The following is a 13,364-nucleotide window of genomic DNA, read 5'->3' on the forward strand; positions in this document are numbered from 1 at the left end:
TGATTTATCAAGCGGGTTAAGCCTGTTAGCATGAGCGGCATCAAAACAGCTAATCCGATGACGTCTGCTTTAGAAATACTCAGTGGTCGATAGCTGAGGAAATCTTTAGGCTGACCGCCGATCTTATGGAGTGCTCTATGTTATTAACCGTTCTCTACATTATTGGCATCACCGCCGAAGCCATGACCGGTGCGCTGGCCGCTGGTCGCCGCAAAATGGATCTGTTTGGCGTCATCATCATTGCGTCCGTCACTGCAATCGGAGGCGGCTCGGTGCGTGACATCCTGCTCGGGCATTATCCGTTGAGTTGGGTTAAAAACCCGGAGTACATCATGATCGTGGCCGCCGCTGCGGTGGTGACCACTTTTGTTGCCCCTTTAATGAATCATCTGCGTAAAGTGTTTCTGGTACTGGATGCGCTTGGCCTGGTGGTGTTCTCCATTATTGGCGCGCAGGTCGCGCTGGATTCTGGTCATGCCTCGATCATTGCCGCTATTGCCGCCGTGATCACGGGGGTTTTTGGTGGCGTGCTGCGTGATATGTTCTGCAATCGCATCCCGCTGGTGTTCCAAAAAGAGCTCTATGCCGGTATCGCATTTGCCGCAGGTTGGATCTACATTCTGCTGCTCAAAACGCCGCTTCCCCATGAAGCCGTGGTGATCATTACGCTGCTGGCCGGCTTCATTGGCCGTTTATTAGCGCTGCGCTTCCGCCTTGGTCTGCCGATCTTCAACTATCCCCACCCCGAACATTAAAGGTGCAGCAGGAATTTCCTGCTGCTGTAAAAAGCGGATCAGTTGCTGTAATTCCTCATCCTGCAGCATGCTAACAATCCGCTCTGCCAGTGTGCGCCCGATGCCGGGTAGCTGCTGCCACTCATCTGCCGAGCGAGCCAGCAACGCTGTCCAGTCGTTATCCACTAAGGCCTGCAACGCGGTTCGGGGAAGCGGTAGACCTAATGCGCTCACCCAGCGCCGAAAGGGTTGCTGACGTGTCTGTTGGAAACGTTGCCAAATCTCTTGTGCCCGCGCAGAGGACATCCCGCTGTCCTGCGCGATCTCTTCTGGCGTTAACGTCAGCCAGGAAAAAAGATGAGTGATCGCGCCACTGTTCAGTAACCGCTGCCAGCTACTACGTTGCACGCCAGGGATGTTCAGCACCGATTTCTGACTGAGCCAGGTGAGGCGTGATAAGAACTGAAGCCGGCAATCCTGGTTGAAGTGCAAACAAGACAGCGGATTAAATTCGCCCTGCTGTGGTGTTAAAGGATAATCTCGCCCTCTCACCCGCCAAATGACTCGCTCTAAGCGAGGAATACCCTGACCGGCTAACGTGACTATCACTTGATCACCTGCGATGACATCCAGCTCCCGCCATCGCCGCAGCGATCCAAGATTCACTCTGCGCACGGTTTTATCATCCAGCTGAACGGGAGTGAGGTTCAGCACCACGGCAATTTTCCCCGTGCGCCCAACGTTGAAATCCACGGACAGCACTTCACTGCTGACTTCAACCGGCTGATATTTCCACGCGGCGGACCAATGCCCCTGACCAGGCTGCCAGTCCCGCCCGGCACCGACGGGTGATTGATGGATCACGACGCCATCGGTGACGAACGGCAAAGATGCACGGAACCAGCGATCGCGCCACACCTCCGCCTCCTCTTCGTTCTTGATTGGGCGGCTCCAGTCCTGCGCCAGACCGAATCCCCAGCGTGATAACTGCGCCAGTCGAGCGGGCATCTGGATTGGACCATCGGGCCATGCCCAGATAAAAATTCCGAGATCTGCCAACAGCGGGGATACTTCATGACGCATCATCGCACCCGCCACCTGCGCTCTGGCATTTCGCCCTCCGTCACGTGCTTGCTGATGATCGGTCATAAGCAGAAACAGCTCGCCTTGCAGCACCACCTCTTCACGATCGGTTTCAATGTGAGTAGGAATCGCCGGAATATGGCGGGCTTTGGTTATCCACTCTTCGCCACGCAAGCCATCGCCGCGACTCACCAGGGAAACCAATTGCCCGCGTCGATACACCAGCGTTACCGCCACGCCATCGACTTTCGGCTGTATCCACAGTGGCGATTTATCCTGCATCCAGTAAGCCACTGCCAACTTGTCACGCAGTTTCCGTACCCCTGTGTGTGCCACCGGGTGTCGGGTACTACCGTCCGTTGTGGGCTGCGCTTGATAAGCCCGTTGATCCGGCGCGAAGCAGCGCTGCCAATGCAGTAAGCGTTGCTGCAGGCTGTCATAGTCCCCATCGCTAACCAGACTCGTGCCCTTGCGATAGTAGGCATCATCCCAGTGCCGTAGCTGGCTATGTAATTGAACCATCTCTTGTTCGGCGCGCACCGGTGACCAGTTAGGGCACAGCGCTTCAGCCCCGCAAGCCGCGGTGAAAAACCAGCAACACAACCACCACCATCCTTTCATCGTTGCTCTCCTTTTTGTCTATTGGAGAGTGCGATGAGGGCAATGACCAGTGCTGAAGGTGGTAAAGAGCAAACGTATTCCCGGCTTTTTAAGCCGTTTGCAGCGGCTTACCGCGTTATCTGGCGCGGGTTCACAGAAAAAGAATTACCTTAGCCCAACGGCAAACGCTGCGTGGCACCGTTAAGCCGTGTATACTGTGCAGGAAATCGACTCCGCTCTTTACTCAATTCAAGATAACCATGGCTCAAGGCACGCTTTATATTGTTTCCGCCCCCAGTGGCGCGGGTAAATCCAGTCTGATTCAGGCTTTATTGAAGACACAGCCGCTATACGATACGCAGGTGTCTGTTTCCCATACCACTCGCGGCGTGCGTCCCGGTGAAGTTCATGGTGAACACTATTTCTTTGTCTCCAAGCCTGAATTTGAGACCATGATTGCCGCTGAAGACTTCCTCGAACATGCGGAAGTGTTTGGCAATTACTACGGTACCTCGCGCGCCGCGATTGAGCGCGTGCTGGCGACCGGTGTCGATGTATTTCTGGATATCGACTGGCAAGGTGCTCAGCAAATTCGCCAGAAAATGCCTGCCGCACGCAGCATTTTTGTGCTGCCGCCGTCGACTGAAGAGTTAGATCGTCGCCTGCGTGGCCGTGGTCAGGATAGCGAAGAGGTTATCGCCCGCCGTATGGCTCAGGCCGTGGCGGAAATGAGTCACTACGCTGAATACGATTATCTGATCGTGAATGATGATTTCGACCTGGCACTGACCGACCTGAAACACATTATTCGCGCAGAACGTCTGCGTATGAGTCGCCAAAAATCGCGACATGATGCTTTAATCAGCAAACTATTGGCAGTCTGAAGTCACTTTCAGTATTATGCCCAGTCATTTCTTCATCATCTGTGGAGTAGCACACCTATGGCACGCGTAACCGTTCAGGACGCAGTAGAGAAAATTGGTAACCGTTTTGACCTGGTGTTGGTCGCTGCACGTCGTGCACGTCAGATGCAGGTAGGCGGTAAAGATCCGCTGGTTCCGGAAGAGAACGATAAAGCCACCGTTATCGCCCTGCGCGAAATCGAAGAAGGCCTGATCACCACCCAGATTCTGGATGTGCGTGATCGTCAGGAGCAGCAAGAGCAGGAAGCCGCTGAGTTACAAGCCGTTACCGCTATCGCTGAAGGTCGTCGTTAACAGCACTTCGCAGGTCAACCTTGTATCTGTTTGAAAGCCTCAATCAACTGATTGAAAAATACTTGCCTGAGGAGCAAATCAAGCGCCTCAAGCAAGCTTATCTCGTCGCGCGTGATGCCCACGAGGGTCAGACACGCTCCAGCGGTGAACCTTACATCACCCATCCTGTTGCCGTTGCCTGCATTCTGGCCGAGATGAAACTCGACCATGAAACGCTGATGGCAGCGCTGCTGCATGACGTGATCGAAGATACACCCGCCACTTACCAGGATATGGAACAGCTGTTTGGCAAAAGCGTGGCCGAACTGGTGGAAGGCGTGTCGAAACTCGACAAGCTGAAGTTCCGCGACAAGAAAGAAGCCCAGGCTGAAAACTTCCGCAAAATGATCATGGCGATGGTGCAAGACATCCGCGTCATTCTGATCAAACTGGCTGACCGCACGCACAACATGCGTACGCTCGGTGCGTTACGACCGGACAAAAAACGTCGTATCGCGCTGGAAACGCTGGAGATTTACAGTCCTCTGGCGCACCGCCTCGGTATTCATCACCTGAAAACAGAGTTGGAAGAACTCGGCTTTGAAGCCCTCTATCCAAATCGTTTCCGCGTGATCAAAGAGGTGGTGAAAGCGGCACGCGGTAATCGTAAGGAGATGATTCAGAAGATCCTTTCTGAAATCGACGGGCGCTTACAGGAAGCAGGCATTCCCTGCCGTGTCAGTGGCCGCGAGAAGCATCTCTATTCGATCTACCGCAAAATGCACCTGAAAGAGCAGCGATTCCACTCGATCATGGATATTTATGCCTTTCGCGTTATCGTGAAAGACCTGGATACCTGTTATCGCGTGCTCGGTCAGATGCACAGCCTGTACAAACCGCGTCCTGGACGCGTCAAAGATTACATCGCTATTCCCAAGGCCAACGGCTATCAATCACTGCATACATCAATGATTGGCCCGCACGGCGTGCCCGTTGAAGTGCAAATCCGTACCGAAGATATGGATCAGATGGCGGAGATGGGGGTAGCGGCACACTGGGCTTATAAAGAGGCCGGTGAAAGCGGCACGACCGCACAGATTCGCGCTCAGCGCTGGCTGCAAAGCCTGCTGGAGCTGCAGCAAAGCGCCGGTAGCTCGTTTGAATTTATCGAGAGCGTCAAATCCGATCTCTTCCCGGATGAGATCTACGTCTTCACGCCGGAAGGACGCATCGTCGAACTGCCTGCTGGCGCCACGCCGGTAGACTTCGCTTACGCCGTGCACACCGATATTGGCCATGCCTGTGTCGGTGCACGTGTCGATCGCCAGCCTTATCCGCTGTCGCAATCGCTAACCAGCGGCCAAACCATTGAAATTATCACCGCGCCAGGTGCACGCCCGAATGCGGCGTGGCTTAACTTTGTGGTGAGTTCAAAAGCGCGCGCCAAGATTCGTCAGCTGCTGAAAAACCTCAAACGCGAAGACTCCGTTAACCTTGGCCGTCGCCTGTTGAGCCATGCGCTCGGCGGCAGCAAGAAGCTGGCAGAGATCCCGCCGGAAAATATTCAGCACGAGCTGGAGCGCATGAAGCTGACCAGCATTGACGATTTGCTGGCGGAGATCGGCCTCGGCAACGCCATGAGCGTGGTCGTGGCGAAAAACCTGCTGCAGTCGGGTGCTGAGCAGCCGCAAAGCAACAGCAAACGCAAAAAGCTGCCGATCAAAGGTGCTGATGGCGTATTGATTACCTTTGCCAAGTGCTGTCGTCCGATTCCTGGCGATCCTATTGTCGCGCACGTCAGCCCGGGTAAAGGTCTGGTGGTGCATCACGAATCCTGTCGTAACATCCGTGGCTATCAGAAAGAGCCCGAGAAGTTCATGCCGGTTGAGTGGGACAAGGTTATCGACCAGGAGTTTGTCGCGGAAATTAAGGTGGATATGTTCAACCATCAGGGCGCACTGGCGAACCTGACGGCGGCTATCAACACAGCGGGATCCAACATCCAAAGTCTTAACACGGAAGAGCGCGACGGCCGTGTTTACAGCGCCTTTATCCGCCTCACCGCGAACGACCGCGTCCATCTGGCCAATATTATGCGTAAAATCCGCGTAATGCCGGATGTGATTAAAGTTCACCGTAACCGTAATTAGTGCATGAACGCTCAACGTTTTGCTCGTATCCAGGAAATGCTGGCCATGCGCCAGCACGATCTCACCGTGTGCATGGAGCAGGTCCATAAGCCGCATAATGTCTCGGCGGTGATTCGTACTGCTGACGCGGTCGGCATCCATGAAGTGCACGCCGTCTGGCCTAGCGTGCGCATGCGCACCATGGTGTCTGCTTCAGCGGGCAGCAACAGTTGGGTGAAAGTGCAGACGCATCGTCATATCGCAGAAGCCGTGCGTCACTTGAAAGATCAGGGGATGCAGGTGCTGGCGACCAATCTGTCGGCCAATGCAGTGGATTTTCGCGAGATCGATTACACCAAACCGACCTGCATTCTTATGGGGCAGGAAAAAACCGGCATCACCGCTGAAGCGCTGGCGCTCGCCGATCAAGACATCATTGTGCCGATGGTGGGCATGGTGCAGTCGCTCAACGTGTCCGTCGCCTCCGCGCTGATTCTATATGAAGCGCAGCGTCAACGGCAGAACGCCGGCATGTACAAACGTCAGCACAGCCTGCTTGATGCCGATGAACAGCAGCGTTTGCTGTTTGAAGGCGGTTATCCGGTGCTTGCCCGCGTGGCGAAGCAAAAAGGTCTGCCTTATCCGCATATCAACGCCCAGGGCGAGGTGGAAGCCGATGCCGACTGGTGGGCCACCATGCAATCCACAGGTAAAAAATGAAAGGCCGTCTGCTGGATGCCATACCGCTCAGTACCCTGACCGGCGTCGGCGCCAGTCAGGCGGGAAAACTGGCTAAACTCAGCCTGTTCACTATTCAGGATTTGCTGCTGCATCTGCCGCTGCGCTACGAAGATCGCACCCAACTCTACAAGATTAATGACCTGCTACCGGGCGTCTGGTCCACGGTGGAAGGTGAAGTGCTACACAGTGAGATCACCTTTGGCCGCCGCCGCATGCTGGTGTGCCAGATCAGTGATGGCAGCGGCGTGCTGACCATGCGCTTCTTCAATTTCAATGCCGGGATGAAAAACAGTCTGGCGCCAGGCCGCCGCGTCACCGCTTATGGCGAAATCAAACGTGGTCAGCGCGGTGCTGAAATTATTCATCCCGAGTATCGCGTGCAGGGCGAACAGGGCGGCGTCGAGCTACAGGAAACCCTGACACCGGTCTATCCCACCACTGAAGGCATTCGTCAGGCCACGCTGCGCAATCTCACCGATCAAGCGCTGACGTTGCTGGAAAGCTGCCCGATTGCCGAGTTGCTGCCGTCAGAACTGAGCGGTGGCTTGATGAGTTTGCCGGATGCCCTGCGCACGCTGCATCGTCCGCCGCCCGATTTACGTCTGAGCGAGCTGGAAACCGGTCGTCATCCCGCACAAAAGCGCTTAATCCTTGAAGAGCTGCTGGCGCACAACCTCAGCATGCTGGCGGTTCGTGCCGGCGCTCAACGTCATCATGCGTTGCCGATGCCTGCTAAGCATAATCTGGTGAATCAATTGCTGGCCGCGCTGCCCTTCTCACCCACCGGCGCGCAAAAACGCGTGGTTGAGGAGATCGAGCGCGATTTAGCCAACGACTTCCCAATGATGCGTCTGGTGCAGGGCGATGTGGGATCGGGCAAAACGCTGGTCGCGGCGCTGGCGGCGCTGAATGTCATTGCGCATGGCAAACAGGTGGCGCTGATGGCGCCGACCGAGCTGCTGGCCGAGCAGCATGCCAACAATTTCCGCCAGTGGTTCGCGCCGCTAGGCATTGAAGTGGGTTGGCTGGCTGGCAAGCAAAAAGGCAAAGCACGTGAAGCCCAGCAGGAAGCGATTGCCAGCGGACAGGTAGCGATGGTGGTCGGCACGCATGCGCTGTTCCAGGAGCAGGTCAAATTCAACGGCATGGCGCTGGTGATCATTGATGAGCAACATCGCTTCGGCGTGCATCAACGTCTTGCGCTATGGGAAAAAGGTGAAGAGCAAGGTTTCCATCCGCATCAGCTGATTATGACAGCCACGCCGATTCCGCGTACCCTGGCGATGACCGCCTATGCCGATCTCGACACCTCCACCATCGACGAATTACCGCCTGGCCGCACACCGGTCACCACGGTGGCCATTCCTGACAGCCGTCGTGGCGATATTATCGAGCGGGTGAAAAACGCCTGCCTTGAAGGTCGCCAGGCTTACTGGGTCTGTACGCTGATTGAAGAGTCAGATGTACTGGAAGCACAAGCGGCGGAAGCCACCTGGGAAGAGTTGAAACTCGCGCTGCCTGGCTTGCAAGTTGGGCTGGTGCACGGCCGCATGAAACCGGCAGAAAAACAGGCGGTCATGGCGGCCTTCAAAGCCAACGAGATTCAGTTACTGGTCGCGACGACGGTGATTGAAGTCGGGGTAGACGTGCCCAACGCCAGCCTGATGATCATCGAAAACCCGGAACGTTTGGGCCTGGCTCAGCTGCATCAGCTGCGCGGCCGTGTGGGCCGTGGCGCAGTCGCCTCGCATTGCGTGCTGCTGTACAAAGCACCCCTCAGTAAAACCGCGCAGAAGCGTTTGCAGGTACTGCGCGACAGCAACGATGGCTTCGTCATCGCTCAGCACGACCTGGAAATTCGCGGTCCCGGTGAATTACTTGGTACGCGCCAGACCGGTAATGCGGAGTTTAAGGTTGCAGACTTACTGCGCGATCAGGGCATGATCCCGGAAGTGCAACGCGTGGCACGCCATATCCACCAGCACTATCCAGAACAGGCGCAGGGGTTGATTGAACGCTGGCTGCCAGAGACCGAGCGCTACAGCAACGCTTAAAAAAGGGCAAAAGACGGCGTGTTAAAGAGCCAACACGACACGATGCCCGCCCTTACTCACTACGATCGATCGCCATAAAATCCCCGACAAATTTCTGCAACAGACGCGCCAGCTCGGTGCGCTCGCTATCCTGCCAGTTCTCAAACAGATGCTGATAAATCTGCGCCCGTGCGGCATCGATTTTATCCGTCATCGCTTTGCCAGTGGCGGTAATGACCGCTTCGTTTACGCGTTTGTCTTTGGCATTTTTCTGTCGTTGCGCTAACTCCAGCTCTTCCAGTTTCGCCACCTGACGGCTCACGGTGGTGTAATCGCGTCCGGCGCGCTCTGCCAGTTCCACCACGCCAATCGGTCCAAAGCGGCCAATCTGAATCAGCAGCGGAAATAGCGCACGATCGAGTTGAATATTGGACTCTTTTATTAGTAATTCATCACGTTGCGGGCGATTAAAAGTACCCACAATCATCAGCAGCGCATTATGCAGATCGTCGAACTCTGCACTATTATGTGTATTTTGCACACTTTTCATTGACGTTATCCCGAGGCAGAACTAATGTGTGCATATTACACATAGTTCCCGATTATCTGAAGGAGAAAGCATGAAAGCAGCTATCGTTTCTGCAGCGGGCGAACAGCCGGTTTACGCTGATTTCCCTGAACCGCAAGCCGATGAACAACATGTTATTGTCAGCGTTAAAGCGGCTGCCGTCAGTCAGCTGGCGAAAGCACGCGCTTCTGGCAAACACTACAGCGCCACCACGCATTACCCTTTTATCACCGGCATTGACGGCACCGGTACACTCAGCAACGGCGATCCGGTCTATTTTCTCGCCTTTGATGCGCCCTGGGGCAGCATGGCGGAAAGAACCCTGGTTCCAGCCACTGCCATTGTGCCTCTGCCCGCCTCACTCGATCCGGTGCTGGCAGCCGCCATCGCCAATCCGGGCATGTCCTCCTGGGCAGCATTGACGCGCCGGGCGCAGTTGCAGCCGGGTGAAACGGTGCTGATCAATGGCGCCACCGGCACTTCAGGTGGATTAGCGGTGCGCATTGCACGACACCTCGGCGCAGGCAAAATCATCGCCACTGGACGCAATCGTGAAGTGCTCGATCAACTGCGTGCCCAGGGCGCGGACATCACCCTGACGCTGGATGAGTTGCCCGGCGCGCTGCCCGCACTGATGAAAGAAGGTATCGATATCGTGCTGGATTACCTGTGGGGCCAGAGTGCACTTGATATCATGCAGGCGGCTGTCGCGGGTGGAGAGAAATCGGTGCGCTTCGTGCAAATCGGCTCGCTGAGTGACCAGGAGATCACTCTGCACAGCAAGCTGTTGCGCTCATCGGGTCTGACATTAATGGGCAGCGGTCTGGGTAGCGTATCCGATGCGGATCTGATCGCCTGCATCAGCGAAATGTTGAATGCCGCGGCGGAGAGTGATTTTTCGGTCGCTTTCCAGATGCGCCCGTTGAGTGAAGTGACTCAGGCATGGCAGGAAGATGATAGCCGCAGCCGTACCGTGTTTACGCTTTAAATCAATGCAAGTGAAAAGGGGCATTGCAAACGATTGCTTTCACACCGCAACCGTTTAAAATCGCCCCTTTGTTGTCATTGAGAACGCGCACCATGTCCGTCAATACCGCTGAATCTCATCAGTCAGCCCGTCCAAAGAGTGAACTGATTTACCGCCTCGAAGATCGTCCACCGTTGCCACAAACGCTGTTTGCTGCCTGTCAGCATCTGCTGGCGATGTTCGTTGCTGTGATTACCCCTGCACTGTTGATCTGCCAGGCGCTGGGCTTACCGGCTCAGGATACGCAGCACATTATCAGCATGTCGCTGTTTGCATCGGGTGTGGCTTCGATCCTGCAAATCAAAACCTGGGGACCGGTGGGTTCGGGTTTGCTCTCCATTCAGGGCACCAGCTTTAACTTTGTGACACCGCTGATTATGGGTGGCATGGCCCTGAAAAATGGCGGCGCCGATGTCCCGACCATGATGGCCGCGCTGTTCGGTACGTTGATGGTGGCGTCCTGTACCGAAATGGTGCTGTCACGCGTTCTGCATCTGGCGCGTCGTATTATCACGCCGCTAGTTTCCGGCATTGTGGTGATGATTATTGGCCTGTCACTGATTCAGGTCGGCCTGACCTCGATTGGCGGTGGCTTCGCGGCGATGAGCGATCACACTTTCGGCGCACCAAAGAACCTGCTGCTGGCTGGCGCGGTATTGGTGGTGATTATCCTGCTCAACCGTCAGCGCAATCCCTACCTGCGTGTGGCTTCACTGGTGATCGCGATGGCGGTCGGTTATGCGTTGGCATGGGCGCTGGATATGCTACCTGCCACCAGTGCGCCCACCGATCAACCGCTGGTGGCGGTACCGACACCGCTTTATTACGGTCTCGGTTTTGACTGGAACCTGCTGATTCCGTTGATGCTGGTGTTTATGGTGACCTCGCTGGAAACCATAGGCGATATCACTGCCACCTCGGATGTGTCAGAGCAACCGGTGAGCGGCCCACTGTATATGAAGCGCTTAAAAGGCGGCGTGCTGGCTAATGGCCTCAACTCATTTGTATCCGCATTGTTCAATACGTTTCCGAACTCCTGCTTTGGGCAGAACAACGGCGTGATCCAATTGACCGGCGTTGCCAGCCGTTATGTGGGCTTTGTCGTGGCGCTGATGCTGATTGTGCTCGGCCTGTTCCCGGCGGTGAGTGGTTTCGTGCAGCACATTCCTGAGCCAGTGCTGGGTGGTGCCACCATCGTGATGTTTGGCACGATTGCGGCATCGGGTGTACGCATCGTTTCGCGCGAGCCGCTGAACCGTCGCGCCATTATGATCATCGCACTGTCGCTGGCCGTTGGCCTGGGTGTTTCACAGCAACCACTGATTCTGCAATTCGCCCCGGACTGGCTGAAAACCCTGCTCTCCTCAGGCATTGCTGCCGGTGGTATCACCGCAATCGTGCTTAACCTCGTCTTTCCACAGGAAAAGTAACCCTTAAGGCAGGCTACGGCCTGCCTGTTATTTATCCGCTTTTACATCCAGGCTGTTGAGCTGTAACGGTAATTCAGGCATAACAACCTCTTACCGGATAAATATCGGGATGGATGGATGCGATGAAATTTTTAGGCAAGTTTTTCCTTACCTTACTGCTGCTGATTCTGCTGGGGCTGGTTGTCCTGTATGTCTTGCTGCAGACACAGTGGGGCGCAGGTTGGTTTAGCCGTTGGGTAAGTGATAAGACCGCCTGGCATCTTTCCCTCAGCAAGATAGAGCACAACTTCTCTTCTCCCTCGCACATCATGCTGGATGATTTCAGCTTTGGGCACGATGGTCAGCCAGCGGTGTTGGTGGCCAAGCGCGTCGATCTTGGACTGGCGCTGGTGCAATTCAGTGACTGGCTGCATTTTGATAGCATCGACGTGCGTGATGGCGAGATTAACCTCGCGAATCAGACGCCCGATACCACGCTGCCTATCCAGGCCAATCGCCTGCAACTGAACAACGTGCGCATTGATAGCCCGCACAGCATGCTGCCGATGATCGCTGAACGGGTTAATGGCGGAATTATCCCGTGGAAACCGACCCCGACGGATATGCTGGGCAGCGATGCACAGTTCCAGATGAGCGCAGGCAAGCTGACGCTGAATGGTGTTCCGGGCAACAATGTGCTGCTGCAGGGAAGTGTGAAGCAGCACCGCATGATATTCAGCAATATTGGGGCCGATCTCGCGCGTGGTTCGATGACCGGCAACGCCGAGCGCGACGCGCAGGGTAACTGGAAGATTGATCAGCTACGTCTTAACGATATCCGCCTGCAGACCCATCAAAATCTGAGTGATTTCCTCAATCCTCTGCGCAACGTGCCGTCAGTGAGCATCAATCGCCTGGATATGACTGATGCCCGACTGCAAGGGCCCGATTGGGCTGTCACCGACCTCGATTTAACCCTGAAGAACATCACGCTGCGAGGAGATGACTGGCAAAGCGATGATGGCTCACTGTCGATGAATGCCGGTAACTTTATTAATGGTGGCTTTGAGCTTAACGATCCGATTGTGAATGCCAACTTCTCGGCGCAGGGCATTGAGTTGGCCCAGTTCAGTTCACGGTGGGCCAATGGCGTGATCCGTGCCAGCGGCAACTGGACGCGCAGCGATAAACGCCTGACGCTGAATGATTTAGCCATTGCCGGGCTGGAATATACCTTACCGCAGAACTGGCGCGACCGCTGGCAGCAAGCATTGCCATCATGGCTGGATAGCGTGCGGGTGACACACGCTACGGCCAATCGTAATCTGGTGATCGACATCAACCCTGCTTTCCCATTCCAGATGACCGCGCTGGATGGTAACGCCGATAACCTGCTACTGGCACGCCAGCATCAGTGGGGAATCTGGGGCGGTAAAGCGAGCTTTAACGCGGCGGAAGCAACGTTTAATCGCACGGATCTGCGCCATCCCTCCATTGCCTTTAATGCTAACGATCAGCAGATTCAGGTGACGGAAATGAGCGCCTTCAACGGTAACGGTTTGCTGGAAGGGACGGCGAGTGTTGGCCAGGATGCACAGCGTCCATTGACGCTGAATCTCAAAGGTCAGGCGGTGCCCGCCAATGTGTTGCAGAACTGGGGCTGGCCTGCGTTGCCTCTTAGCGGCAACAGTAATCTTTTGCTACAGGTGAAAGGTTCATTGAGTGCTGCCGAGCCATTGCGCCAAAGTGTTGAGGGTAATGTGTCCGTGACCACCGATACACAATCGGTGCAGCAGACGATGCATGCGGGTCAGGTTCAATAGATTTTCAGCAAACGGTAGCGA

Annotated in this window: 11 protein-coding genes; 9 read left to right on the forward strand and 2 right to left on the reverse strand. The window is 55.5% G+C overall.

Translation table 11 applies throughout. The annotated features are described in order from the left end of the window. The first annotated feature begins 137 nt into the window (after positions 1-137). Complete coding sequence (locus AC6I8L_RS19685) at positions 138-755, forward strand: trimeric intracellular cation channel family protein (RefSeq protein WP_058960141.1); 618 nt, start codon at positions 138-140, stop codon at positions 753-755. Here AC6I8L_RS19685 and ligB read toward each other — a convergent pair. Continuing rightward, positions 696-2,438 (reverse strand): NAD-dependent DNA ligase LigB, encoded by a 1,743-nt coding sequence (gene ligB / locus AC6I8L_RS19690; protein ID WP_058960142.1) that lies wholly within the window; start codon positions 2,436-2,438, stop codon positions 696-698. The genes AC6I8L_RS19685 and ligB overlap by 60 nt on opposite strands. Before the next feature lie 239 nt (positions 2,439-2,677). Here ligB and gmk point away from each other — a divergent pair, with 239 nt between their 5' ends. Genes gmk through recG form a run of 5 tightly spaced genes read left to right on the forward strand, consistent with a single transcriptional unit; the run spans position 2,678 to position 8,537 of the window. Next, entirely contained in the window at positions 2,678-3,301 is a 624-nt protein-coding gene (gmk, locus tag AC6I8L_RS19695) for a guanylate kinase (RefSeq protein ID WP_034823854.1), read from the forward strand. Between the two features lie 57 nt (positions 3,302-3,358). Beyond that, positions 3,359-3,634, forward strand: coding sequence for a DNA-directed RNA polymerase subunit omega (gene rpoZ / locus AC6I8L_RS19700; RefSeq protein ID WP_034823855.1), 276 nt, complete (start codon positions 3,359-3,361; stop codon positions 3,632-3,634). A gap of 20 nt (positions 3,635-3,654) precedes the next feature. Further along, positions 3,655-5,763, forward strand: a complete 2,109-nt coding sequence (gene spoT / locus AC6I8L_RS19705; protein WP_034823856.1) for a bifunctional GTP diphosphokinase/guanosine-3',5'-bis pyrophosphate 3'-pyrophosphohydrolase — start codon at positions 3,655-3,657, stop codon at positions 5,761-5,763. 3 nt (positions 5,764-5,766) lie between these two features. After that, positions 5,767-6,462 carry a tRNA (guanosine(18)-2'-O)-methyltransferase TrmH gene (trmH, locus tag AC6I8L_RS19710; protein ID WP_034823857.1) on the forward strand — a complete coding sequence of 232 codons (696 nt, stop codon included), beginning with the start codon at positions 5,767-5,769 and terminating at the stop codon, positions 6,460-6,462. After that, the gene (gene recG / locus AC6I8L_RS19715) at positions 6,459-8,537 is read left to right on the forward strand and encodes an ATP-dependent DNA helicase RecG (protein WP_058960143.1); all 2,079 of its coding nucleotides are present in this window, start codon (positions 6,459-6,461) and stop codon (positions 8,535-8,537) included. Before trmH ends, recG begins: the two co-directional genes overlap by 4 nt. A gap of 52 nt (positions 8,538-8,589) precedes the next feature. Here recG and AC6I8L_RS19720 read toward each other — a convergent pair whose 3' ends face one another. Beyond that, positions 8,590-9,066 (reverse strand): MarR family winged helix-turn-helix transcriptional regulator, encoded by a 477-nt coding sequence (locus AC6I8L_RS19720; protein WP_058960144.1) that lies wholly within the window; start codon positions 9,064-9,066, stop codon positions 8,590-8,592. Between the two features lie 70 nt (positions 9,067-9,136). Between AC6I8L_RS19720 and AC6I8L_RS19725 the strand changes: the two genes are divergently transcribed. The 3 genes from AC6I8L_RS19725 to AC6I8L_RS19735 all read left to right on the forward strand — a co-directional run bounded on the left by AC6I8L_RS19725 (position 9,137) and on the right by AC6I8L_RS19735 (position 13,343). Further along, on the forward strand, positions 9,137-10,072 hold the full coding sequence (locus AC6I8L_RS19725; RefSeq protein WP_058960145.1) for a quinone oxidoreductase family protein: 936 nt from the start codon (positions 9,137-9,139) through the stop codon (positions 10,070-10,072). Between the two features lie 92 nt (positions 10,073-10,164). Further along, on the forward strand, positions 10,165-11,541 hold the full coding sequence (locus AC6I8L_RS19730) for a nucleobase:cation symporter-2 family protein (RefSeq protein WP_058960146.1): 1,377 nt from the start codon (positions 10,165-10,167) through the stop codon (positions 11,539-11,541). Positions 11,542-11,663: 122 nt separating this feature from the next. After that, positions 11,664-13,343 (forward strand): AsmA family protein, encoded by a 1,680-nt coding sequence (locus tag AC6I8L_RS19735; protein WP_058960157.1) that lies wholly within the window; start codon positions 11,664-11,666, stop codon positions 13,341-13,343. Positions 13,344-13,364 lie beyond the last annotated feature (21 nt).

It is taken from the genome of Type-E symbiont of Plautia stali (assembly GCF_059731115.1).